Source organism: Variovorax sp. 05L425, assembly GCF_056397705.1.
On sequence record NZ_JBFTNY010000025.1, the window covers coordinates 15572 to 39631 of the forward strand.

Sequence of the window (24060 nt, forward strand, 5' to 3'; positions counted from 1 at the left end):
ACGCCCGATTCCAGGAATCCCGCGGAACCGGCTTCGCCGGGCCGCTGGGATTGCCCCCGGAAGGGGGTGCCCGAGCCACACGAAGTGGGCGAGGCTGGGGGAGAGCTTTGACCCCCGCGGAACCGGCTTCGCCGGGCCGCCGGGATTGCCCCCGGCAGGGGGTGGGCGGCTACACGAAGTGAGCCAACCTGGGGGCGAGTCATACCAGTCGATGGCGGAACAGCCATGCAGCCAGCGGCAGCGTGATGGCCGCGATGACGAAAAGCGGAACCAGGTTGTGCCAGACGGCCATCAGCCCGACGCCTTCCAGATAGACGCGCTGCACGAGGTCGATGGCAAAGCGCAGCGGATTGGCCAGCGTCGCGATCTGCAGCACGCGCGGCATGTTGCTCACCGGCGTGGTCAGGCCCGACAGCAGCATCATCGGCATGATCAGCACGAAGGTGTAGAGCATGGCCTGCTGCATGTTGGCCGACACCGCCGAGATCGACAGCCCGATGCCCACGCTCGCGATGGTGAAGAACGACAGCCCGATGTAGAGCGTGACGAAGGAGCCCGCCATCGGCACCCTGAACCACAGCAGCGTGATGAGCAGCACGAGGGTTGACTGCGTGAGCCCGATCATCACCGGCGGAATGGCCTTGCCGATCATGATCTCGGTGGGTGACAGCGGCGTCACGAGCAGTTGGTCGAAGGTGCCTTGCTCCCGCTCGCGCGCCACCGAGAGTGCGGTCAGAAGCAGCGTCTGGATCATGCTGAGCGCGGCGATCATGCCGGGCATGAAGTTCCAGCGCGTCTCCAGATTGGGGTTGAACCACGCACGCGACTCGATCGACACGGGTGCTTGAAGACCGCCGTGCCGCTGGCGCCATTCGTCGTTGAAGGCCGTCACGACCGAATTGACGAAGCCCGACGCCGAGCCCGCAGTGTTGGAGTTGCGCGCATCGATGATGACCTGGATCGGCGCCTGCTCGCCCGCGTTGAGCTGCTGCTCGAACTGCGGGCCGATCTGGATCACGACCAGTGCATCCTGCGCGTTGACGATGGGCGCGATCTCGTTCGGCGACGTGAGCGTTGCGGCACGGTGGAAGACGCCTGTGCCGTCGAGCTTGGCGATGAGCGCGGTCGATGCGCCGCTGTGGCTCTGGTCGAGCAGGGCGTAGTCGACGTGGCTCAGGTCGTAGGTCGCGGCATAGCCGAAGAGCAGGCTTTGCATCAGCGCCGGCACGATCAGGATCACGCGGCTGGATGGATCCTTGAGGATCGCCAGCAATTCCTTGCGGCAGAGGTGGGCGACGCGCCGTACGAAGTCGAGGAATGAGCCGTTCATGATCTTCAGTCAAGACTTTTGCGCGTGACGAGGCGTGCGACGGTCAGCAGCACCACCGCGTAGGCAATGAGGATCGCGCAGTTCCTGAAAACCAGCGACCACACGTCGCCCGCGAGGAAGAGGGTGCGGACCAGCTCCATGAAATAGGTCGCCGGCAGCGCGTGGCCCACGATGCGTATGACGGTCGGCACGTTGCGCAAGTCGAAGAGAAAGCCCGACAGCATCAGCGACGGAAGGAAGCTCGAAATCAGCGCGACCTGGCTCGCGAGAAACTGGTTGCGCGTGACGGACGATATGACGAGGCCCACGCCCACCGCCACCAGCAGGTAGAGCATCGCGCTGACGACGATGGCGGCCAGTGAACCGTACATCGGCACCTCGAACAGGAAGCGCGCCGCGACGAGGCACAGCAGCAGCCCGACCATGCCGATGCCGAAATACGGAATGATCTTCGCCAACAGGATCTCCACCGGCCGAACCGGCGTGACGAACAGCGCCTCCAGCGTGCCGCGTTCCCATTCGCGCGCCATCACCAGCGCCGTGAGGAACGCGCCGACCAGCGTCATGATGAGCACGATCAGGCCCGGCACCAGATACCAGGTGCTGGTGTTGGCGCTGTTGAACCAGAGTCGTTGTTCGATGGTCACCGAGCCGACGCCGGATGTCGCGCCGGGGCTTCGTTCGGCGAGGCGCAGCGCGTTCTGCGCGAGGGCGGCGCTCGCGTAGCGCAGCACGATGCCGGCCTTGTTCGCATCGGCGCCGTGCACGATCACCTGGATGCTTGCGTCGCCGGCTGCGAGCCGACGCGAGAAGTCCGCGGGCACGCGCACGATGCCGTCGACCTTGCGCTGGCCCATCAGCGCTTCGGCCTCGTGCATGGAGGTGAGCATGACGGGCGAGATGTAGGGCGTGAGCTGGAGCCCGGCCACGGCCTGCGCGGCGGTGGGCGAGGTGTCTTCGAGCACCACGGCCATCGGCGCGTTCTTCACGTCGAGCGAGAGGCCGTAGCCGAAGATGAGGATGAGGATGATGGGCAGCAGGATGCCGATGGCGAGGCTGCTCGGATCGCGCACGAGCTGCCGCGTCTCCTTGCGCGTGAGCGCGATCAATCGTTGCCAGAAGCGGCTGTGCGTCGCAGTGGCCGGCGCGGGCGTCGTCATGCCGGTGCTCCGTGCGCCGGCGCAGCCGCAGAGCCGCGCGCCTGCGTGACGATGTCGATGAAGGCCTCCTCCATGCTGAGACGGCTGTCCGGCGCACTGCCGGCCTGCACGCGCACTTGCTGTGGTGTGCCGATGGCAAGCAGCTTGCCCGCATCCTGGATCACGATGCGGTCGCAATACTCCGCCTCTTCCATGAAATGGGTGGTGATGATCACCGTCACGCCCGCCTCGGCCAGCGCGGTGATGCGGCGCCAGAATTCGCGCCGCGCCAGCGGATCAGTGCCGCTGGTGGGCTCGTCGAGGAAGAGGATCTCCGGCTCGTGGAGCAGGCCGGTGGCCATGGCGAGGCGCTGCTTGAAGCCGCCGGGCAACTGGCCGCTGGTCGCGTGTTCCTGGCCGAGCAGGTCGAACTGTTGCAGCACCGTCTGCATGCGCTCGCGCAGGCGCTCGCCGCGCAATCCGTAGGCGCCGCCGAAGAACTGCAGGTTCTCGGCGACGGTGAGGTTGCCATAGAGCGCAAACTTCTGCGCGACGTAGCCGATCCTTCCGCGCGCCTGCGCGCGCGCGGTGCGCAGGTTCATGCCGGCCACTTGCAGGAAGCCGCTGCTGGCCGGCAGCAGTCCGCAGAGCATGCGGAAAGTGGTCGTCTTGCCCGCGCCGTTGGGACCGAGCAGCCCGAAGATCTCGCCGCGCCGCACATCGAAACTGGTGCTCGCGACGGCGGTGAAGTCGCCGAACTTGCGAACGAGGTCCTTCACCTGGATGACGACTTCCTGGGTGTCGGCGGCGCGGGGTGCGGTTTCGGTGGCTGCGTGTGCGGTGGTTGCGGTCGTATCGGTCGTGGCCTTTTGTCGTGCGCGCAGCAGCACCATGAAGCCGTCTTCGAGACGCGCGGGCACGCGCTCGGCGGGCGCGCCGTCGAGCAGCGTCCTCACGGACTCGGCATCTGCGTCGGGCCGACGGATGAATCGCACTTCGCCGCCTTGCGGAACGGCATCGATGATCGACGCGGGCGCATCGAGCAAACGGGCCTGCAAGGTGCGCGGGGCCGTGCCGCGAGGCGGTGTCGTGACGTAGCAGAGGTCCTTCGCGTTGTCGCGTATTTGCGCGGGTGCGCCTTGCGCGATCAGCTTGCCGCCTTGCAGCACGAAGACTTGCGCGCAGCGCTCGGCCTCGTCGAGGTAGGCGGTGCTCACGATGACCGACAGGTGCTCGTCGTCGACCAACTCCTGCACGATCTCCCACAGTTCGCGCCGCGAGAGCGGATCGACGCCGACCGTAGGCTCGTCGAGCAGCAGCAGGGCGGGCGAGCGCACCAGCGTGCAGGCGAGGCCGAGCTTCTGTTTCATGCCGCCCGAGAGCTTGCCGGCGAGGCGCGACGTGAATCGGCCCAGGTCGGTCATTTCCATCAGGCGCGCGTAGCGTTCGCGCCGCTGCGCCTTGCTCACACCGTGCAGATCCGCATAAAGGTCGAGGTTCTCCTGCACGCTCAGGTCTTCATAGAGGCCGAAGCGCTGCGGCATGTAGCTGATTCGGTCCTGAACCGATTGAGGATCCTTCGCCACGTCGATGCCGAGCACGTCCATCGATCCCTGGTCGGCGCGCATCAGGCCGGCGGCGAGGCGCAGCAGCGTGGTCTTGCCCGCGCCGTCGGGGCCGACCAGCGCGGTGAGCTTGCCGGATGGCACTTCGAGCGAGACGTCGTCGAGCGCGCGGACCGTTTCAGGCGCCCCCTTGACCTCGAAGCGCTTGTGCAGGCCGCGACCCGCAAGCGCTGGCGCGGCGGCTTCCATCAGGGCTTGCTCCCCGCGTCGGCGCTGCCGTCGAGCGCAAGGCGCACAGTGACCGGCATGCCGAGCCGCAGGCGGTCGTCGGGGTCGTCGGCCAGCACGCGGATCTCGTAGACGAGGCTGCTGCGCAGTTCCTCGGTCTGTACGGTCTTGGGTGTGAACTCCGCAACCGAGGAGATGTAGCCGACCCTGCCCTGCAAGGGCTGGCCCGGATGGCTGTCGGTGCTCAGCGTCGCCGCCATCCCGGGCCTGATGCGGCCGAGGTCGGCTTCCGTCACGTAGGCGCGGACCCATTTGGGATCGGTGATGGCAAGCGTGAAGACCGGGCGCTGCGGTGATGCCATGTCGCCCGGTTCCATCAGCCGCGCACGCACCACGGCGTCGATCGGCGCCTTGAGTTGTGCTTCCTGGAGCTGGTGCTTGAGCACCGCGAGGGCCGCGACCGCGACGTCGAGTTGCGCCTGCGCCTGCGCGATGTCTTCCTTGCGTGGTCCGGTCACGACGAGCTGCTGCGCCTTGCGTGCGTTTTCCAGTTGAGCCTGCGCGACTTTCCGGCGAGCCTGGGCGGCATCGAGATCCTGCTGGCTCACGGCACGGCCCGCGGTGGTCTGGCGGATGGATTGCAGGCGCTCGAGCTGCTGCCGAGCCAGTTCGGCATCGGCCTGGGCGGCGGCGACCTGGGCGCGGGACTGGGCGACTTCCTCCGGCCGGCTGCCGGTCTTCAACCGTTGCAGCACCTGCGTCTGCGCGGCGATCTGCGCCTCGGCCTGCGCGGCCTGCAGTTGCAGCGTGCGTGTGTCGAGCTCGCCGAGCACCTGGCCGGCCTTGACGCGATCGCCTTCCTGCACGTTCAGCCGGGCGATGCGCTCGCTGCCGTTGAAGGCGAGCGACACCTGTCGAAGGTCGACGTTGCCGTACAGCACGAGCTTGTGCGGATCGGACGGCTGGCGGTTGAAGTACCACGCGGCGAAAGCGGCGCCCACGAGCAGGACGATGGCGCCCACGATGATCGGCTTCTTGTTCATGGTCTCTCTTGCGGCCCCCGTGACGGTCTGCAGTCGATGAAGTAGACTCGATCATATCGAATTTGAATTCCAATTCAAACTGCCATATTGTGCTCAGGGTTACCAGATGCGAGCGACAGCGAAGAAGCGATCCACGATGCCTGCCAGGCGTGCGCCGCGGCCCGACGGCGACGCGACGCGCCTGCTTCTGATCGAAACCGCGGGGCAGGTCTTTGCCGAACGCGGGTACGCCGAGGCCACCAGCAAGGAAATCTGCGAGCGCGCCGGCACGCCGCTGGCGTCGGTCAACTATCACTTCGGCAGCCGCGACGGCTTGTACGAAGCTGTGCTCATCGCGGCGCATCAGCAGGTGGTCGGCCTCGAGGACCTGGTGGCGGTGGCGGGAGACATCGACGACCCGGTGTTGAAGCTGCGCACGGTGCTCAAGCATCTCGTCCGGCTCGCGACGCGTGCTGCAGCGCCGTGGGGATTTCGCGTTGTGCTGCGTGAGGTCATGACGCCATCGGTCGCAATGCCTGCACTGATCGAGAAGGCCATCCGCCCGAAGGCAGGCTTCATGCTGGGGCTGGTCAGCAGCGCGATGGGGCTGCCGCCGGAACACCCCACCGTTCAGCGCGGGCTGATCTTTGCATTGCTGCCTTGTCTCGCCATCATGGTCGTGCCGAAGGAGATTCCGGAAAAATTGTTGCCGGCGCTTGGAAGAGAAAGCGACGGGCTGCCCGAGGAGCTCATGTGCTACGTGATGGCCGGGCTGGAAGCGATGGCGCGTGCGCAGCAGACAAGCGCCAAGACGAAAGGGAAGGCTAAGAAGAACCCGGATCGCCCGGAGCGCCCGCCTGCGCGAGCAGCCACGCGCGAAAAAGCGTGAGCGCGGGTCGTTCGTCCTGCGTGGCGGGCATCACCAGGTAGTAGCTTCGCTCACCGCGCAGCGGACGGTCGCAGGCCACGACCAATTCACCGCGCGCCAATTCCGCCTCGATCAGCATGCTCGGGATCAGGGCTACACCGAGGCCGTGCGCAGCGGCAATCGCCAGCATCGAGAACAGTTCGTAGCGCGGACCGCTGTGGGCACGCGGCGCGTCGACGTGCTGCGCGTCGAACCACTGGCGCCAGCCGTCGGGGCGCGTGCTCTGTTGCAGCAGCGGCATCCTCGCCACCGCAGCGGGCGATAGCGGCTTGCGGCCTGCGAACAGGGCGGGACTGCACACGGGCACGACATCCTCGTTGAGCAATACCGTGGATTGCGTGCCGGCCCAGTTGGCCGTCTGAGAGGCCGTGCCGGCATAGATCGCGGCATCGAAGGGCGTGTCGTTGAACAGAAAGGGACGCGTGCGCGTCTCGATGTGCACCGTGATGTCCGGATGCTTCGCCGCGAAATTCGGCAGGCGCGGAATCAGCCAGCGCGTCGCGAAGGTCGGCACCGCCGCGAGCTGGAACGATCCGCCCTGGCCCTGCCGCGCCATTGCGTCGAGCGTGTCGCGCTCCATGGTGTCGAGTTGCCGCGCGATCTGGCGGGCGTAGTCGGCGCCGGCGGGCGTGAGCGCGACGCCGTGGCGCGTACGGCGGAACAGCGCCATGCCCAGGAAGTCCTCCAGCGCGGTGATCTGGCGCGACACGGCGCTCTGGGTCAGCGCCAGTTCCTGCGCGGCGCGCGTGTAGCTTTCATGGCGGGCGGCGGCCTCGAAGCAGATCAAGGCCTGGGTCGAAGGGATCTTACGGCGCATGGTATGCGAAGCCTACATAGTTGAATACGGCTGGAGCCAATGAGGCGGTGCCGGCGTATTGTGCTTTGAAGTGCAGGAAACGCATAACTGGGTGTCGAATCGTCGTTTGCGCTCGCGATGCCCCGCGCTTACGATGACGCCCAACCTCAGCACTTCACCCTCGGAGACTACGCACATGGCCAAGCACGCCGCATTTCATTGGGACGATCCGCTCCTGCTCGATCAACAGCTCACGGACGAAGAGCGCATGGTGCGCGATGCCGCCAACGCCTATTGCCAGGAGCGCCTCGCACCGCGCGTGCTCGAAGGCTTCCGCAACGGCGAGACCGATCCGGCGATCTTCCGCGAGATGGGCGCGCTCGGCCTGCTGGGCCCGACCATCCCCGAGCAGTACGGCGGCCCCGGTCTCAACTACGTCTCCTACGGCCTGATCGCCCGCGAAGTCGAGCGCGTGGATTCGGGCTACCGTTCCATGGCGAGTGTGCAGAGCTCCCTCGTGATGGTGCCGATCAATGAATTCGGCACCGAAGCGCAGAAGCAGAAGTACCTGCCCAAGCTCGCCACCGGCGAATGGATCGGCTGCTTCGGTCTGACCGAGCCCGATCACGGCTCCGATCCCGGCAGCATGGTCACGCGCGCCAAGAAGGTGCCGGGCGGCTACTCGCTCAGCGGCGCCAAGATGTGGATCAGCAACAGCCCGATCGCCGATGTCTTCGTGGTCTGGGCCAAGGAAGTCAGCGAAACCGGCGCCGTCGGCCCGATCCGCGGCTTCGTGCTCGACAAGGGCGCCAAGGGCCTCAGCGCGCCGGCGATTCACGGCAAGGTCGGCCTGCGCGCCTCGATCACCGGCGAAATCGTGATGGACAACGTGTTCTGCCCGGAAGAGAACGCCTTCCCCGACGTGCAGGGGCTCAAAGGCCCGTTCACCTGCCTCAACAGCGCTCGCTACGGCATCTCGTGGGGCGCGCTCGGCGCGGCCGAAGACTGCTGGCACCGTGCACGCACCTACACGCTCGAACGCAAGCAGTTCGGCCGCCCCCTCGCCGCCAACCAGCTCATCCAGAAGAAGCTGGCCGACATGCAGACGGAGATCACGCTGGGCCTGCAAGGCTGCCTGCGCCTGGGCCGTATGAAGGACGAGGGCACCGCGTCGGTCGAAGTGACCTCGCTGCTCAAGCGCAACTCCTGCGGCAAGGCGCTGGACATCGCGCGACTGGCGCGCGACATGATGGGCGGCAACGGCATCAGCGACGAGTTCGGCGTGGCGCGGCACCTGGTCAACCTCGAAGTGGTGAACACCTACGAAGGCACGCACGACATCCACGCGCTGATTCTGGGTCGCGCCCAGACCGGTATCGCGGCTTTCGCAAACTGATGTCTGCCCCCGCCGCCACGCAAGGCGCCCTCGCGGGCCTCAAGGTCCTGGACCTCTCCCGCGTGCTCGCGGGGCCGTGGTGCACCCAGATCCTCGCGGACCTGGGTGCGGACGTCATCAAGATCGAGCGCCCCGGCGTCGGTGACGACACCCGAACCTGGGGGCCGCCCTTCCTGAAGGACGCCGAAGGCAGGGACACCAACCAGGCGACCTACTTCACCGCCTGCAACCGCAACAAGCGCTCCGTCACCATCGACATGGCGACGCCCGAGGGCCAGGCGCTGCTCAAGCAGATGGCGGCGCAGAGCGACATCGTGGTCGAGAACTTCAAGACCGGCGGGCTCAAGCAATACGGGCTCGACCATGAAAGCCTGCGCGCCGCGAACCCGCGCCTCATCTACTGCAGCGTGACCGGGTTCGGCCACGACGGTCCCCATGCCTCGCGCGCCGGCTATGACCTGATGATCCAGGCCACCACCGGCATGATGAGCATCACCGGCCGTCCCGACGATGTGCCCGGCGGCGGCCCGCTGCGCGTCGGTGTGGCGCTCACCGACCTCTTCACCGGCGTCTATGCCAGCACGGCGATCCTGGCGGCGCTGGAAGTGCGACACCGCACCGGCGAGGGCCAGCACATCGACATGGCCCTGCTCGACGTCGGCATGGCGATCCTCGCCAACCAGGCCAGCGCATTTCTCAACACCGGCGTTGCGCCGCAGCGCCAGGGCAACAGCCATCCGAGCCTGGCGCCATACCAGGACTTCCGCACCAAGGATGGCTCGATGCTGCTTGCCATCGGCAACAACGGCCAGTTCGCGCGCTTCTGCGAAGCCGCCGGTCATGCCGAGTGGGCCAGCGACCCGCGCTACGCCACCAACCCGCTGCGCGTGAAACACCGCGAGGTGTTGATTCCGCAGATGGAAGTCGTGACGCGAACGCGCACCACCGCGGAATGGATAGCGCTGCTCGAAGACAAGGCCGTCCCTTGTGGGCCGATCAACGACATCGCTCAGGCCTTCGAAGACGAACAGGTCAAGGCCCGCGGCCTCGCGGTGAGCCTGCCGCGCGATGCGGGCGACGGCATCGACCAGATCGTCGGCGTCGCGAGCCCGGTGCGTCTGCAGGGCACACCGCCGGTGCTGCGCAATGCCCCGCCTGCATTGGGGCAGCACACCGACGAGGTGTTGGCCGAAATGGGCATCGACGAGAGACGCCGCGCTGCGCTGCGCGAGGCGGGCGTGGTGTGAACCACGCGGGCACGGCCGGCACGCAGCGCGCGACGCGTGCGGCCGCCGCGCCCGCGCCCGACACGCTGACGCCGGCGGATCGCTACGAGGAACTCTTCGTCGCGGTCCAGACGGGCCACGTCTTCGCCGACAGCAAGACCTTCGTCGACTGCGCGCCGCGCATGGACCCGCCGGCCATCCTCGCGGCCTACCGCGCGCAATCTGCGCAGCCCGGCTTCGATCTCGCCGCCTTCGTGCATGCGCATTTCGATGTGATCCAGCAGGCAGCTTCCGACTACGTCTCGGTGCCCGGGCAGCCCATCGGCGCACACATCGCCGATCTCTGGCCGGTATTGACGCGGCACCCGCAGGCGCATCCGCCGCGGTCTTCGCTGCTGCAACTTCCCCATGCCTACATCGTGCCGGGCGGACGTTTTCGCGAAATCTACTATTGGGATTCGTACTTCACTTTGCTGGGGCTGAACGGCGAGAAACACGAAGGCCACGCGCAACTCATGCGCGACATGCTGGAGAACTTCGCCTACCTCATCGACACGTACGGCCATGTGCCGAACGGCAATCGCATCTACTACCTGAGCCGATCGCAGCCGCCCGTGTTCGCCCTCATGGTCGAGCTGGCGCAGCAGCGTGGTGTCGCGCACGCGGTCGACTTCCTGCCACAGCTTCGGAAGGAGCATGCGTTCTGGATGAAAGGCAGCGACGGCCTGGCGGAAGGGCAGTGCGCGCGCCGCGTGGTGCGCATGGCCGACGGCGCGCTGCTCAATCGCTACTGGGACGAGCGCGATACGCCGCGCGAGGAGTCATGGCTCGAAGACATGACGACGGCGCAGTCTTGCGAGCGCGATCCGTCCGAGCTTTTCCGCGACATCCGCGCGGCATGCGAATCGGGCTGGGACTTCAGCACGCGCTGGCTGCGTTCGCCGCCGCCGCCGCGCGACGGGCAGCGCCGCCGCTCGCACGTCCGCGCCGGATCATCGCCATCGCTGGCGAGCATCTGCACCACCGAGATCCTTCCGGTGGACCTCAATGCCTTGCTCTACAAACTGGAGGCGATGATTGCAGCGCTGTCCGAACAGGCGGGGGACGCCGCGACTCAACGGGCCTTTGCACAGCGGGCTGAAGCGCGCAAGGCGGCGATCGCCAGGTACTTCTGGGACCCGGACCGCAACGCCTATTTCGACTACGACTGGCGCCGCGACGAACGGCGCGACTGCCTGACCGCCGCGAGCGTCGTTCCCCTGTTCGTCGGCGCCGCCGAGCCTGCGCACGGACAGGCGATGGGCGATACCGTCTCGCGCAGGCTGCTGGCGCACGGCGGCCTCTCGACCACCGAATGCGGCAGCGACCAGCAGTGGGACCAGCCCAACGGCTGGGCGGCCTTGCAATGGATGGCGGTACAGGGATTGGCCGCCTATGGGCATGAGGATCTTTCGCGCACCATTGCCAGACGCTGGCTCGCGACTGTGGCGGCGATCTACGAACGTGAAGGCAAGCTGGTGGAGAAATACGCGTTGCGCCGCGTCGAGCACGAAGACACCGAAGGCGGTCACGGCGGCGAGTACCCGTTGCAGGACGGCTTCGGCTGGACCAACGGTGTCACCGCCGCCTTGCTTGCGGCGCATCCACAGCACACGGCGCATGCCTGCGTCGCCAGTTCCAAGGCGCCGACGCATCGCTGATCGGCGCGTGGTCCTGCAGCAGCGCCGGAATCTCGCTGCGGCCGACGCCCAGGTCATGCAGTTCGCGCTCGCTCATCGCGCGCAGCAGGCGGCGATCCTGCCGCGCACGCCGCGCGTTGCGGAGCGACTCCAGAACGACGACGAAAAGGGCGGGCTTTGACGACGACATGAATGGCTCCTGGAATGGGATGCCATCTTGCAAGCCTGTGCGGGATTGTGGAAGTTGAGAATTCCAACGCCTATGATCAGCTTTCCTGATGAGACAGCTCAACCTCGACCAACTCCGCACGCTGGTGTCGATCACCGACCTCGGCACCTTCTCCGCCGCCGCGAAGGCACTGCATCTGGCTCAGCCGACGGTGAGCCTTCATATCAGCGAACTCGAATCGCGCCTTCGCGCGCGGTTGGTCGTGCGCGGAAATCGGCGGGTGACGCCCACGCCGGCGGGCGCCGCGCTGGTCGAGCGCGCGCGACGCTTGCTGCGCGATGCCGACGATGCCGTCGATGCGGTGCGGCGCCAGGCCGAAGGGCGGATGGGGCGCGTGAGACTGGGCACGTCGACCGGCGTGGTGGTCGATCTGCTCCCGCAGGTGCTCGAGGCGCTGGAGGCAAACCATGCGGGCATCGACGTCGAAGTCGTCATCCTCGGTTCGAGCGAAGCCATGTCGCGCCTCGCGATGGGGACGCTCGACATCGGCCTGGTGGCGGTGCCGCAGCCGCCGATGCGCGACCTCGTGGTCACGCGCTGGCGCAGTCAGCCGATGATGGCCTTCGTCCCGCGAAAGTGGCTGGCGCCGAAGCGCGTCACGCCGCAATGGCTGGCGCAGCGGCCGCTCATCTTCAATGACGCGAGGACGCACATGTACCACCTGTTGATGCAGTGGTTTGCCACCGCCGGTGAATCGCCGCGCCCGCGCATCGAGTTGAATTTCGACGCGGCAATGCACAGTCTCGTGGCCGCGGGCTACGGCGCCGCGGTGCTGCCGGTCAACCCGAGCGTCGATGCGAAGGCCGATCCGCGAGTGCAGGTGCTTGCGCTGAGCCCGAAGCTCACGCGCCACCTGGGCATCGCGCATCGGCCGTCGCTCGACGGCGCAACCGAAACCGTGTTGAAGATCCTTTCGACCTTCAGCCAGCGTTAGCGCGCGTGGCGCTCAAAGGACTCAGACGCCGCGTCCCGCCACGGCCAGCGCCATCACGATCACGCCAAGCAGCAGGTTGATGCGGACCAGCTTGCGAATCAGATCGAGCGACGCCGCCGCGACAGGCCATTCGCGCGCCGCGACCGCACGTTTCAGTCGTGGATAGGGTGCGAAGCGGATGTGCAGGTAGATCGCCATCATGAACAGCCCCAGGCCGAACATGAGGTTCACGTTCCAGGGAAGATGGGCGAACCCGCCGGCCCGCCAGATGAGCCCGAGGCCGGATGCGAGCAACACGATGATGGCCGCCCAGACGCCTGCGAAAAAGCGGGCGAGCGTGTCGGCCATGAAGGGCAGGCGCTGTGGCGGATCGAGCTTTGCCACAGCCGCCGGTCGCACCGCGAAGTGCATGAGCGCCATGCCGCCGACCCAGAAAGCGGCGGCCACGATGTGGAGGAAGAGAAGGGTCGGGACAAGAAGCGGCATGTTGAGCATGGCGAAGCGTAGACCAGATCGCTCCTGCCGTCGCGCCCCTTGGACCTCTCAATCCACTTTGATGCCGGCCGCCTTCACCACCTTCTGCGCCTTGCCGGTCTCGTCCGCCAGGAACTTGTCGAACTCCGCCGAGGGCATCGTGAAGGGTTCGGCGCCGAGTTTGTCCAGCCGCTCCTTGAGCTCCGGCGAAACCATGATCCTGGCCACCTCGGCCTGCAGTCGGTCGACGATCGGCCGCGGCGTTTTCGCGGGCGCGAAAAGCCCGACCCAGAACAGATAGGCGGAGCCGGGCACGCCGGCTTCCTCTGTGGTCGGCACTTGCGGCAGCACGGCTGAGCGCTGCGCGGTGCCGACGGCCAGCGCCTTGAGCTTGCCGTCCTTGATGAGCGGCAGCGCCGAGACCATGGGCGCGAAGAACCAGTCGACCCGGCCACCCATCACCTCGGTCATCGCCTCCGGCGTGCCGCGGAAGGGGATGTGCTGCGCCTGCACGCCCGCGGCGAGGCGGAACACCTCCGCGTTCATGTGCGTCGCGGAACCGTTGCCCGCCGAGGCGTAGTTGAAGCCACCGGGCTTGGCCTTGGCCTGCGCCACGAGATCCTTTTCGTCGGCGAAGCGGCCCGGCGCCGTCACCAGAACGTTCGGCAGGCTGGCGAGTGGCGTCACGCCGGAGAAGTCCTTCAGCGTGTCGTAGGAGAGGCTGGAATAGATCGACGGATTCACCAGATGGCCCGCCGAGTGGATGAGCAGGGTCATTCCGTCGGCTGGCGCCTTGGCGACCAGCGCGGCGCCCACCGTGCCGCCGGCGCCGGGCTTGTTGTCGACGATCACGCTTGTGCCCAGCGCGGGGCCGAGCTTCTCGGCCACCAGCCTCGCCACGATGTCGGTGCCGCTGCCGGCGGTGAAAGGCACCACCATCCGGATCATCTGGCCCCGCGGCCATTCGCCCTGGGCTTGCGCGCCCCCGAAGGCGCAGAGGGCCAGGGCGGCGGCGATCAGGTGGCGCCGATCAGGAAGGAATTTCGTCATGTCTTGTCTCCGTTTGAATGTGTGAATTGAATGGGAATGACGCGTACGAAAAAATTGACCCGGCTCAGGTCGCCGGCGGTGCGTTGGCCATCACCAGCGCCACCATCACAGGCCGGTTGCTCCGGTTGAGGAGTTGCCGCTTCTCGCCGGGTGCGAAGCGACAGCTGTCCCGGGGACCGAGTTCCTGCTCGTCGGTCCGGCCGTCGAGATCCGAGACCACAGTCAGTCGCCCTTCGAGGACGAGATAGAGCTTCTCCATCGTCGAGCCGTCGAGCGTCGTGTGACCGCCCGGCAGGATCTGGCTCATGCCCATCCACATCTGTGTCGACGGGCCGGCCTCCTTGCCCTGCAGGCGCAGGCAGCGCATGTCGAAGTGATTGGGTGCTTCGTAGGTCGGTGCGTCGTCGAAACGTGTCACGTGCATGGCGTCTCCTCAGGGGCGCAGAACGACGCGGTCGGTGCTGCCGGAGAGCACCAACCGGTAGGCGTCGAGGGCCTCGTCCAGCGCGAAGGCGCGCGCCACCGGAAAGGGCTTCAGCGTGCCGCGCTCGAAGCCTTCGCGCATGGCGTCGAGCTGCGCAGTCGCGGTGATGCAGTCCATTGCCAGCGAGTCGATGCCGACGAAGGTGTGCATCCCGCGGTAGAACGCAAAGATGTCGAACGGCACCGCGCGGTCCTGCGTGGAGATCAGGATCTGCGTGGCGCCCTTGGCCATCGACTTGTTCGCGGCATCGAAGTAGGCGCTGCCGACCGTGTTGTAGGCGATGTCGACGCCGCGCCCGTTCGTCAGCGCTCGCACGCGCGTCGCGATGTCGCCTTGCGTACGGTCGATCACGTCGACCGGCGAATTCGAGAATCCTTCGAACGTCCCCCCACGCCGCTGCACCGCGATCACGCGCGCGCCGCCTTCCGTCGCCAACTGCACGGCGGCCTGGCCGACCTTGCCGTTGGCGCCCAGCACCAGCACTGTCTGCCCGGACTGCGGCATGCCGCTGCGGCGAAAGCCTTCATAGGCCGTGACGAAAGGCACGCCGACCGCGCCGGCTTCGTCCATGGAAATACCGCGGGGCTTGTCGCGAAGGGCGGCCACGGGCAGCACCAGGAAGCGCGCATGCGATCCGTCGCGCGTGATGCCGACATCACCGCCCGAGCCGTAGACCTCGCGGCCGATCCATTCGCCGGGTCCGTCGACCACGACGCCGGCAAAGTCGCGCCCCGGCGTGCGCGGCCACACCGCCTGCGGCATGATCCCGAGCGTTGCTTTCACGTCGCTGGGGTTGACGGCTGCTGCACCGACTTTCACGACAGCGAAACCTGGCTCGGCATGCGGCCGCGCCTGCGTCACTGCTTCGAGGTGCAGGGCGTCCAGGTTGGCGGCCTTCTGGCTCACCCGCAACGCGCGCGCCACGTCATTGACGATCGCTTCGCTCATAAGGCAACCTCCCCCAGGCCCAGCATCGCGCGCGCCTCGCGTGCGGTGGCGACTTCGCCGCCCAGGCTCTGGATGATGTCGCGCGCCTTCGCGACCAACTGCGCGTTGCTCTCGGCGAGCACGCCCTTTTCGAGGTAGATGTTGTCTTCCATGCCGACGCGCACATGTCCGCCGAGCAACCATGCCTGCGCCACGATCGGGAACTCCATGCGGCCGATGCCGAAGGCGCTCCAGAAGGCGCCGCGCGGCAGCATGTCGCGGGCGTACAGCACGGTCTGCGGCGTGGGCATGAAGCCGTACTTCACGCCGAGCACGAAGGTCCACATCGCGGGGCCCTCGAGCGTGCCGTCGGCGATGAGGTCGAGCGCCATGTGGATGTCGCCGGAGTCGAAGATCTCCAACTCGGGCTTCACGCCGGCCTCGCGCATCACCTTCGCCATGCGGCGCACGTTCTTCGGCGTGTTGATGACGACGTCAGGCCCCGAATTCATCGTGTTGAGATCGAGCGAGCACACGTCGGGTCGAATCAGCGCGATGTGCTCGACCCGCTTTTCCGGCGGCAGCAGCGTGCTGCCCGGTGCGGCGACCTTCGGGTCGTCCTCGCTCGGGATGAAGCGACCGCCGGGCCCCGTCGTCAGGTTGATGATGAGATCGCGGTTCGCGCGGCGAATGCGGTCCACCACTTCGCGGTAGAGCTCGACCTGCATCGAAGGCCGCCCGGTCTCCGGGTCGCGCACATGGATGTGCACCTGGCCCGCGCCGGCTTCGGCGGCGGCGAGGCATTCGTCGGCGATCTGCGTGGGCGTGATCGGCAGGTGCGGTGTCTGCTCGGGCTTCACCAGGTTGCCGGTGACTGCGCACGTGATGAGGGTCTTGCCGTTCACAGGTGCCTCCCCCCATCGACCACGATGCGCGTGCCCGTGACGAATCGCATCGTCGTGGCGAGCGCCTCGACGGCGGCCGCCACGTCCTCGGGCGAACCGATGCGGCCGAGTGGCGTGGTGTTCGCCATCTTGGCCTTGAAGTCCTCCCCGCGTCCCGGCACGAAGGCTGACTCGACCGCGCCCGGCGACACCGACACCACGCGCACGGCCGGCGCCAGCGCCTTGGCGAGTGCATCGCCCACGACGTCCAGCCCGGCCTTGGCCGCGACATAGGCCAGGTTGCTGCCCACGCCGGTGAAGCCTGCGATGGACGACACGTTGACCACCAGCCCGTCGCCGCTCGCCTTGAGCAGCGGTGCGAAGGCACGAATGGTTGCGAACACGCCGCGGAAGTTGGCGCGCAAGAGGTCGTCGATGAGCTCGTCGGTCAGGGCCTCGAGATCGGCGGCCGGCACCGGCTGCGTGTGTCCGGCGCTGTTGACGAGGATGTCGCAGCGGCCATAGGTGGCTTGCACTTCGGACGCCGCCCTTCGCAGGCTGGACGTATCGACGATGTCGGCACGGATCGCCGAGTGACGCTGGGCGTCGCCGCCCGGCAATGCCGAGGCGCGCGCTGCGGCGTCATCGCCCTTGCGATGCAGCAGGACGCAGGTTGCACCGAGCGCGGCGAGGCGACGGGCCGTGGCGTAGCCGATGGCGCCAAGGCCGCCGGTGATGACGGCCACCTTGCCGTCGAGTCGGGATGTGGGATCGAAGCTCATGAAGGGTCGTTCAATGAAGTCAAGGAATCGGGGCGCGCGGGAATTTCATTTCACCGGGCTCAAGGACGAAGTCGTGCTGGAGGGTGGCGTGCTCGCCGCCGTGCTGGGGCTCGAACCGCCCGATGAGCCGGCGCGTCACACCGAAGACGGGATCGCTCTCGAGGTTCTCGTCGTCATCCGCGAACACCTGCGTGATCAGCACCTTGTAGCCCGGCTTGCTGACCATGAAATGCAGATGCGCTGGCCGGTTCGGATGCCGCAACTGCGCGCGAAGCAGGTCGCCGCAAGGCCCGTCGATCGGCACCGGATACCCGGCCGGCCGCACGGAGCGGAAATGGAAGCGGCCTTCCGCGTCGGTCTTGAACCGGCCGCGCAGGTTCATGTCCTCCTGCGCCTCGTCCTGGTTCTCGTAGAGGCCGACCGGCGAGGCCTGCCACACGTCGATCGTCGCGTCTGCCACGGGTTGGCCGCGGCCGTCTCGCACCGTCCCGGAAACTTCGAGCGGCGTGCCCGGCGTCTCCGAACGCGCGATGCTCTCGCCCGCATCGCAAATCGGCGCGTTCGCGCGCCAGAAAGGGCCGAGCAATGCGGCCGGCGATTCGCCTTGCGGATCCTGGTTGTTCAGCAGCGCGACCAGCGTCGAGACGCCGAGCAGGTCCGCCGCCAGCACGACTTCGTTCTTCTTCTCGCCGCTGGCCTGACCGATCGCGACGAGAAATCCGAGCGCACGCTCGAACTCGTCCTCGGTGAGCTTCACTTCCTGCACGAAAGCATGCAGATGGCGGGTCAGCGCGGACATGACGGTGCGAAGGCGCGGATCGGGCGTGCGCGCCATCGCCTGCGTCGCGATCTGCAGCACGGAATCGGGAGTGGTGACGATGTTCATGGGAATTGGCTCCTGCAAACGTTTGCATATTATTCAGCAGTTCGGCGAGAACGTAGAATCCGGATATCCCCTCACCCATTGTGGAAAATTCGAACAAAGGCTCGAATTTGGGCGTCAAACGTTTGCATCAATGAAGTCGATTTCGTCCTCCGCAGTGACCATTCGCGATGTCGCCCAGGCGGCTGGCGTGCACGTGTCGACAGTGTCCCGTGCGCTCAATCCGGACAAGCGCGGGCTCATCAGTGCCGAAGTCTTGCGCGTGGTCGAAGAGGCGGCGCTCAAGCTGGGCTACCGCCCGAATCGCGCTGCATCCGCATTGCGCACCGGGCGGACGCAGACCATCGGCGTGCTGCTGCCGGACATCACCAACCCCGTGTTCCCGCCCATCCTGCAAGGCATCGAGGCGAGCGCCGCCGCGCGCGGCTATTTCGTCTTCGTCACGAACGTGGTCGACGCCGCGCTGGCCCGTCCCATCGTCGAACGCATGCTGGCGCAGCGTGTCGACGGCCTCGTGATGGCGATCGCCACGCGCGACGATCCGCTCGTCGACTACATCGCCAAGGCGGGCATGCACGCGGTGCTCGTCAATCGCGCCGACGAGACCGGCCGGCTCCCGGCCGTGGTCAGTGACGATCGCCTGGCGATGAAGCTGGCCGTCGACCATCTCGTGGCCACCGGGCATCGCCGGATCGGCCATCTCGCGGGCCCGCAGAACGTGCCGACCGGCGTGGGCCGGCGACAGGGCGTGGAGCAGGCGCTGCGCGATCGCGGGCTGGAGATGGCCTGCGTCGCCGAGTGCGAGGGCTACACCCGCGAGGCCGGCCGCGCGGCCATGCGGGCCCTGCTGGCGCAACACGAGCGCCCCGAAGCCGTGGTGTGCTGCAACGACCTGGTGGCGCTCGGCGCGTACGACGTGCTGCGCGAACTCGGCATCCGCGTGCCGCAGGACATCTCGATCACCGGCCACAACGACATGCCGCTGGTCGACATGGTGAATCCGCCGCTCACCACCATTCGCCTGCCGCACCGCGAGTTGGGCTGGCGCGCGGCCGAGATGCTGTTCGACGAGATCGAAGGCCGCGCGCTGTCGGCGTCGACGGTGGTGCTGCGCCCGGAACTCATCGTGCGCGAGTCGACACGCGACCTGAACCTCGGCGGCTGAGCGCCCGGCCGAAAACTCACGGGTTCGCGCTGCGCCTGTTCACGAGAACGATCCCCAGTGCCACGCCGGAGAGCGCCAGCACCAGTTGCAGCGTGAGCGGCTCGGAAAGAATCACCACGCCGAACACCAGCGCAAGCAACGGCGTGAGAAAGGTGAACGACGAAATTCGCGTGGCCGGGTAGTGCCGCAACATCCACATCCACGCGAGGTAGCTGGCGAAAGCGCCGATCACCGTCTGCAGGGCGATCGACAGCCATGCGTAGCTCGAATACGAGAACCCCCACTGTTCGCGCAAGACCAGCGAGAGCACCGGAGAGACTGCCGCAGTGACCGCGATTTGATAGAAGAGCGTTTTCTCCGCACTGGCGGTCGACAGCCGGGTGGCCCGGATCGCCAGCGTCGTGAGGCCCCACATCACGCCGCCCATGAGGCCGAGCGCATCGCCGCGCAGCTGGCCCGTCGTGCTGTGGCCAAGGCTCTCGCTGAAAGCGAACACCACCCCGGCGAAGGCGATGGCGAGCCCGATCCATTGCACGGCGCGCAGCCGCTCGGCCGGCACGAAGCGCGGGAGCAACACCGCGACAACGAACGGCGATGTGTACAGGAACACCGTCAGCCGCGATGCGCTGGTGTGCTGCAGACCGAGGTAGATGCAGATGAATTCCCCCGCGAACAGCACGCCTGCGAGCAGGCCACCAGGCAGGGTCCCATCACGCTCGAACAGCGGCACGCCCCGCCACCGGCACCACAGCCACAGCAGCACGACCGCGCCCGCCATGCGGATCGACGCTTGCCAGAGCGGCGGCACTTCGGTGACGGTGGTCTTGATGAGGATCTGCTGCAGTCCCCAGAAAGCGCAGCAGGCAAGCAGGAGCGCAGTAGCACGGGTGTCGAGATGGTCCTTGCGTTCGATCATTCGTTCGTTGTTCTTCGTTGGTAGGGCGGTTTGCCGCGCGTGCCGACCATGAGGTCCGGCACCACGGTTTCCACATCGGGCACGGCGTGCGCCGCGCTTTCGAGGCGCTTGGCCATCTCGCGTGTCGGGACGCAGCCATGCAGGTAGACCCAGCGGCGCTGGATGGTGACCCACACGCTGCTGCGCCGCAGGCCCGGTACGGCGATCAGTGCCTTGCGCACCTCCGGCGCGATCGCCTTGTCGTAGCGGTAGGCGTTGCTGTCCTTGCAGCGGCCGGCGAGCCAGCAACTCGTGCCCCGCTCCAGCCGGCTGTGCATCTGCTCCCGCACCTCGGCTGCCGTATAGAGCGGACCCAGCGGCACAGGGCAATCCGCCAGTCCCGATGACACCTGGAAAAAGGGGTCATCGAAGAAGTTGGTGCGCTCGCCGCCATCGGCGCCGTACGCCGCCTGCGTGGTCGCGCCCGCGAGTACGAGGACTGCCAGCCAAGGGGAGCGGCTGCGAGACTTCAAAGCGGGTGCTCGGTATAGAAGCGCCCGCCGTGGAAAAGCAATGGAGACGCGCCCAGGCTGTGCGTACAGCGCTCGACCTCGCCGACGAAGATCACGTGGTCGCCTTCGTCATAGCGGCTGCGGTTGAAGCACTCGAAACTGGCTGCCGCGCCGACCAGCACCGGCGCGCCGCCGACGCCGTCGGTGTAGGCAACGTCGGCCCAGCGGTCGACGTCCTTCGTCGCGAAGCGCTCCGCCAGGCTCTTCTGGCTGGCCGACAGGATGTTGATCGCGTAATGCGATCCGGTGCTCAGCGCCGCCATCGAAGCGGCACTCCGTGCAAGGCTCCACAACACCAGCGGCGGATCGAGCGACACCGAATTGAACGAGTTCGCGGTGAGTCCCACCAGGGCACCGTCGGCGGATCGCGCAGTGACGATGGTCACGCCGGTGGCGAACATGCCGAGCGCGGCACGGAATTCGTCGGTCGAGAAAGAAGGCGGTTGCGCCTGAGCAGGAGCGGTCACGGAGAAGCAGCAAAGTGGACGACCCATTTTGGCCGATCCGCAAATTGCCCGCCCGCGCTCAAATCGGCGCAGCTTCAGGCCAGGGACACCGCGGAACCGGCTTCGCCGGGCCGCCGGTGTCGCCCCCGGCAGGGGGTGGGCGGCTACACGCAGTGAGCCAACCTGGGGGCGAGCTTGGTCTAGCCGAAGAACCAGTAGCCCACGGCGATGGCCGCGATGACCCCCGCCAGTTCCGCCAGCAGCGCGCAACCGACAGCGTGCCGCGCCCGCTGGATCCCGACCGCACCGAAGTACACCGCGAGCACGTAGAACGTGGTTTCCGTGCTGCCCTGGATGACCGCCGCAACCCGTGCCGCGAAGCTGTCGACGCCCTGGCTCTTCATGGTCTCGATCAGCATCGCGCGGGCCGCGCTGCCCGAGAAGGGCTTCACCAGCGCCGTTGGCAGCGCATCGACGAAACGGGTGTCCCATCCTGTGCGCGCGACGAGCCACCGGATGCCTTCCAGCACCAGGTCGAGCGCGCCGGAAGCACGCAGCGCACCGACTGCACAGAGCATGGCGACCAGGTAGGGCAGCAGGTTCTTCGCGACGTCGAAGCCTTCCTTTGCACCTTCGACGAAGCATTCGTAGACCTTCACGCGCCGGATCGCACCCGCCAGCAGGAAGACGACGATCAGCCCGAACAACGTGAGGTTGCCGAGCAGCGAAGAGAGCGACGCCAGCGCAGCCGACGACAAGGTGGCGAGCAGCGCCATGAAGCCGCCGAGCAGCAGTGCGCCCGGAACGAGATAGGCGAGCACCACCGGATCCCAAAGCTTCAGCCGCTGCATGAAGGCCACCGACAGCAGGCCGACCAGCGTCGATGCGCTGGTGGCGAGCAGGATGGGCAGGAAGACCAGCGTCGGATCGGCCGCACCCTGCTGCGCGCGGTACATGAAGATGGTGACCGGCAAGAGCGTCAGCGACGATGCATTGAGCACGAGGAACAGGATCTGCGCGTTGCTCGCCGTCGTCGTGCTGGGATTGAGCGTCTGCAATTCGCGCATCGCCTTCAGCCCGATGGGTGTTGCCGCGTTGTCGAGCCCGAGCGCATTGGCGGCAAAGTTGAGCGTGATGAGGCCGAGCGCGGGATGACCGGCCGGCACGTCCGGCATCAGCCGGCGAAACAGCGGCCCCAGCAGTCGCGCAAGCAGGTCCACGATGCCGGCGGCTTCGGCGATGCGCAGGAAGCCCAGCCACAACGTGAGCGTGCCGAAGAGCAGCACCATGACTTCGACGGACAGACGCGCCATCGCGAACAGGCTTTCGACGAGCGCGGCGAACACGGCGGCGTCGCCGCCGATCAGCCAGCGCCCGAGCGCAGCCACCGCTGCCGTGAGAAAGAATCCAAGCCACAAGCCGTTGAGCACGCGTACCCCTTGCTGCGAATGCGCGCCGATCATAGGGGCCGCGACAATCGCCGCCATGAACATCCATCGGAGAGCGCTCAATCGTGCGGCACTGTGGCTCGCGTTGGGGAGCTGGGCGGCGCCGTCGAATGCGGGTGCGCCGCGGACGCCCCGTTGGACATCGAATCCCTTCAGCCTCGGCATCTCAAGCGGCCAACCGCGGCCTGACAGCGTCGTGCTCTGGACAAGGCTTGTGCCCGCGGCGGACGAAGCAGGTGCCGCCTGCACCGTGCAGTACGAGATCTTTGCGGACGAGAGCTTGCGCCGGCCGGTGACGCGCGGCGAGACGGTGACGGACGTATCCCGCGGGCTGAGTGTCCACGTCGTGGCGCAAGGCCTTCAGCCGCAACGCGACTACTGGTATCGATTCATCTGCGGCAACGCGGTAAGCCCGGTCGGCCACACGCGCACCGCGCCGGCGGCCGACGCCGATGTCCGGCGAATGCGCTTCGCGCTTGCCTCGTGCCAGCACTACGAGCAGGGCCGCTTCGTTGCGCACCGCGAGATTGCCGGACGCGACCTGGACTTCGTGCTGTTCGTGGGCGACTACATCTACGAAGGCAGCGGTGCCAGCTACGAGATCCGCAAGCACGGTACACGCACGCCGCACACGTTGGACGAATACCGCGACCGGCATGCGCTCTACAAGGGCGATGCCGATCTCCAGGCCGCCCATGCGGCCCATCCGTGGATCGTGACCTGGGACGACCACGAGGTGGTCAACGACTATGCGGACGACCGGGATCCGGCCTACAGCGATCCGGAGCGCTTCCTGCGGCGCCGCGCGGCGGCCTACCAGGCCTATTTCGAGCACATGCCGCTCGCGCTGCCGCCTCGGGGCGCCGCGATGCGCATCCACGACCGGCACACATGGGGCCGCCTCGCGGAGCTATGGACGCTGGATTGCCGCCAGTTCCGCAGTCACCACGCCTGTCCCGATCCGGAGCGCGATGTGGGGCGAACGCTGGTCGGTTGCGCGGAACTCGCCGATCCCGCGCGCACCATGCTCGGCACCGAGCAGGAACGCTGGCTTGGCCAGGGCCTGGCATCGTCGAAGCGCAAGTGGAAGCTGCTGGGCCAATCGACACAGATGAGCGCCGCCGGCTTCGATACGGCGGAAGGCCGCAAGGTCTGGACCGACGGATGGGACGGCTATCCCAAAGCGCGCCGCCGCCTCCTGCAAGGCGCGAGCGATGCCGGCGTGCGCAATCTGGTCGTGATGGGCGGCGATGTGCATCGCCACGTCGCAGCGGACCTCCGGCTGACGCCCAACGATCAGGCGTCGCCGGTCATCGCCAGCGAATTTGTCGGAGGTTCGGTCACCTCTCGGGGCGCCAGCATGGCGGCCATGGCACGCATGCGCCGCGACAACCCCGACGTGGCGTATGCCCGAGGCGACCAGCGCGGCCATGCGCTTTTCGACATCACGCCCGACCACATGCAGTGCGAGTTTCGAGCGACGCCGCACCCGGTGCAGGCCGATTCGGTCTTCGAGACACAGGCCCGCTTCGTGGTGGATACGGGCCGCGCGGGCATCCGCGAGGCCTGACTCAGTCC

General features: G+C 67.2%; 24 protein-coding genes. 7 read left to right on the forward strand and 17 right to left on the reverse strand.

Annotated elements, in window-relative coordinates; translation table 11 throughout:
* Positions 1 to 199: 199 nt before the first annotated feature.
* Genes AC1DN9_RS24040 through AC1DN9_RS24055 form a run of 4 tightly spaced genes read right to left on the reverse strand, consistent with a single transcriptional unit; the run spans position 200 to position 5305 of the window.
* On the reverse strand, positions 200 to 1330 hold the full coding sequence (locus AC1DN9_RS24040) for an ABC transporter permease (protein ID WP_478104224.1): 1131 nt from the start codon (positions 1328 to 1330) through the stop codon (positions 200 to 202).
* A 5-nt stretch (positions 1331 to 1335) separates the two neighbouring features.
* Positions 1336 to 2490 (reverse strand): ABC transporter permease, encoded by a 1155-nt coding sequence (locus AC1DN9_RS24045; RefSeq protein ID WP_478104226.1) that lies wholly within the window; start codon positions 2488 to 2490, stop codon positions 1336 to 1338.
* Positions 2487 to 4283: an ATP-binding cassette domain-containing protein gene (locus AC1DN9_RS24050; RefSeq protein ID WP_478104227.1), complete on the reverse strand. Its 1797-nt coding sequence runs from the start codon at positions 4281 to 4283 to the stop codon at positions 2487 to 2489. Before AC1DN9_RS24050 ends, AC1DN9_RS24045 begins: the two co-directional genes overlap by 4 nt.
* Positions 4283 to 5305 (reverse strand): HlyD family secretion protein, encoded by a 1023-nt coding sequence (locus tag AC1DN9_RS24055; RefSeq protein ID WP_478104228.1) that lies wholly within the window; start codon positions 5303 to 5305, stop codon positions 4283 to 4285. The genes AC1DN9_RS24050 and AC1DN9_RS24055 overlap by 1 nt, the downstream gene beginning before the upstream one ends.
* Positions 5306 to 5441: 136 nt before the next feature.
* Here AC1DN9_RS24055 and AC1DN9_RS24060 point away from each other — a divergent pair, with 136 nt between their 5' ends.
* Positions 5442 to 6173, forward strand: coding sequence for a TetR/AcrR family transcriptional regulator (locus AC1DN9_RS24060; RefSeq protein ID WP_478104230.1), 732 nt, complete (start codon positions 5442 to 5444; stop codon positions 6171 to 6173).
* On the opposite strand, the gene AC1DN9_RS24065 is transcribed toward AC1DN9_RS24060, so the two are convergent.
* Positions 6109 to 7029, reverse strand: coding sequence for a LysR substrate-binding domain-containing protein (locus AC1DN9_RS24065; protein WP_478104231.1), 921 nt, complete (start codon positions 7027 to 7029; stop codon positions 6109 to 6111). The genes AC1DN9_RS24060 and AC1DN9_RS24065 overlap by 65 nt on opposite strands.
* A 175-nt stretch (positions 7030 to 7204) precedes the next feature.
* Between AC1DN9_RS24065 and AC1DN9_RS24070 the strand changes: the two genes are divergently transcribed.
* From AC1DN9_RS24070 to treF, 3 genes are read left to right on the forward strand one after another with little or no spacing between them, the layout of a single operon-like run.
* A complete protein-coding gene (locus tag AC1DN9_RS24070) occupies positions 7205 to 8404 on the forward strand; it encodes an acyl-CoA dehydrogenase (RefSeq protein WP_478104232.1) in 1200 nt (399 codons plus the stop codon).
* Positions 8404 to 9651, forward strand: a complete 1248-nt coding sequence (locus AC1DN9_RS24075) for a CaiB/BaiF CoA transferase family protein (protein ID WP_478104234.1) — start codon at positions 8404 to 8406, stop codon at positions 9649 to 9651. The genes AC1DN9_RS24070 and AC1DN9_RS24075 overlap by 1 nt, the downstream gene beginning before the upstream one ends.
* The gene (gene treF, locus AC1DN9_RS24080; protein ID WP_478104235.1) at positions 9648 to 11330 is read left to right on the forward strand and encodes an alpha,alpha-trehalase TreF; all 1683 of its coding nucleotides are present in this window, start codon (positions 9648 to 9650) and stop codon (positions 11328 to 11330) included. The genes AC1DN9_RS24075 and treF overlap by 4 nt, the downstream gene beginning before the upstream one ends.
* Here treF and AC1DN9_RS24085 read toward each other — a convergent pair.
* A complete protein-coding gene (locus tag AC1DN9_RS24085; RefSeq protein WP_478104237.1) occupies positions 11248 to 11499 on the reverse strand; it encodes a DUF1127 domain-containing protein in 252 nt (83 codons plus the stop codon). The two genes, treF and AC1DN9_RS24085, sit on opposite strands and share 83 nt — an antisense overlap.
* An 88-nt stretch (positions 11500 to 11587) precedes the next feature.
* On the opposite strand from AC1DN9_RS24085, the gene AC1DN9_RS24090 reads away from it, so the two are divergent.
* Positions 11588 to 12472, forward strand: a complete 885-nt coding sequence (locus tag AC1DN9_RS24090; protein ID WP_478104238.1) for a LysR family transcriptional regulator — start codon at positions 11588 to 11590, stop codon at positions 12470 to 12472.
* A 21-nt stretch (positions 12473 to 12493) separates the two neighbouring features.
* Here the strand turns inward: AC1DN9_RS24090 and AC1DN9_RS24095 are convergent, their stop codons facing one another.
* From AC1DN9_RS24095 to AC1DN9_RS24125, 7 genes are all read right to left on the reverse strand, one after another.
* A complete protein-coding gene (locus AC1DN9_RS24095; RefSeq protein ID WP_478104239.1) occupies positions 12494 to 12958 on the reverse strand; it encodes a CopD family protein in 465 nt (154 codons plus the stop codon).
* 57 nt (positions 12959 to 13015) lie between these two features.
* The gene (locus AC1DN9_RS24100; RefSeq protein ID WP_478104241.1) at positions 13016 to 13996 is read right to left on the reverse strand and encodes a tripartite tricarboxylate transporter substrate binding protein; all 981 of its coding nucleotides are present in this window, start codon (positions 13994 to 13996) and stop codon (positions 13016 to 13018) included.
* A gap of 64 nt (positions 13997 to 14060) precedes the next feature.
* Positions 14061 to 14420, reverse strand: a complete 360-nt coding sequence (locus AC1DN9_RS24105) for a cupin domain-containing protein (protein WP_478104242.1) — start codon at positions 14418 to 14420, stop codon at positions 14061 to 14063.
* 9 nt (positions 14421 to 14429) lie between these two features.
* Positions 14430 to 15428 (reverse strand): quinone oxidoreductase family protein, encoded by a 999-nt coding sequence (locus tag AC1DN9_RS24110; RefSeq protein ID WP_478104243.1) that lies wholly within the window; start codon positions 15426 to 15428, stop codon positions 14430 to 14432.
* Positions 15425 to 16312: a beta-keto acid cleavage family enzyme gene (locus tag AC1DN9_RS24115; protein ID WP_478104245.1), complete on the reverse strand. Its 888-nt coding sequence runs from the start codon at positions 16310 to 16312 to the stop codon at positions 15425 to 15427. The genes AC1DN9_RS24110 and AC1DN9_RS24115 overlap by 4 nt, the downstream gene beginning before the upstream one ends.
* Positions 16309 to 17073, reverse strand: coding sequence for an SDR family NAD(P)-dependent oxidoreductase (locus AC1DN9_RS24120; RefSeq protein WP_478104246.1), 765 nt, complete (start codon positions 17071 to 17073; stop codon positions 16309 to 16311). Before AC1DN9_RS24120 ends, AC1DN9_RS24115 begins: the two co-directional genes overlap by 4 nt.
* A 19-nt stretch (positions 17074 to 17092) precedes the next feature.
* Complete coding sequence (locus AC1DN9_RS24125; protein ID WP_478104248.1) at positions 17093 to 17959, reverse strand: dioxygenase family protein; 867 nt, start codon at positions 17957 to 17959, stop codon at positions 17093 to 17095.
* 130 nt (positions 17960 to 18089) lie between these two features.
* Between AC1DN9_RS24125 and AC1DN9_RS24130 the strand changes: the two genes are divergently transcribed.
* Entirely contained in the window at positions 18090 to 19121 is a 1032-nt protein-coding gene (locus AC1DN9_RS24130; RefSeq protein ID WP_478104249.1) for a LacI family DNA-binding transcriptional regulator, read from the forward strand.
* Between the two features lie 16 nt (positions 19122 to 19137).
* On the opposite strand, the gene AC1DN9_RS24135 is transcribed toward AC1DN9_RS24130, so the two are convergent.
* From AC1DN9_RS24135 to AC1DN9_RS24150, 4 genes are all read right to left on the reverse strand, one after another.
* The gene (locus AC1DN9_RS24135; RefSeq protein WP_478104251.1) at positions 19138 to 20037 is read right to left on the reverse strand and encodes a DMT family transporter; all 900 of its coding nucleotides are present in this window, start codon (positions 20035 to 20037) and stop codon (positions 19138 to 19140) included.
* Positions 20034 to 20549, reverse strand: a complete 516-nt coding sequence (locus AC1DN9_RS24140; RefSeq protein WP_478104252.1) for a BON domain-containing protein — start codon at positions 20547 to 20549, stop codon at positions 20034 to 20036. Before AC1DN9_RS24140 ends, AC1DN9_RS24135 begins: the two co-directional genes overlap by 4 nt.
* Positions 20546 to 21082, reverse strand: coding sequence for a flavin reductase family protein (locus tag AC1DN9_RS24145; protein WP_478104253.1), 537 nt, complete (start codon positions 21080 to 21082; stop codon positions 20546 to 20548). The genes AC1DN9_RS24140 and AC1DN9_RS24145 overlap by 4 nt, the downstream gene beginning before the upstream one ends.
* A 152-nt stretch (positions 21083 to 21234) precedes the next feature.
* Entirely contained in the window at positions 21235 to 22464 is a 1230-nt protein-coding gene (locus AC1DN9_RS24150; RefSeq protein ID WP_478104325.1) for a nucleoside recognition domain-containing protein, read from the reverse strand.
* A 55-nt stretch (positions 22465 to 22519) separates the two neighbouring features.
* On the opposite strand from AC1DN9_RS24150, the gene AC1DN9_RS24155 reads away from it, so the two are divergent.
* A complete protein-coding gene (locus AC1DN9_RS24155) occupies positions 22520 to 24052 on the forward strand; it encodes an alkaline phosphatase D family protein (RefSeq protein ID WP_478104254.1) in 1533 nt (510 codons plus the stop codon).
* The last annotated feature ends 8 nt before the right edge of the window (positions 24053 to 24060 follow it).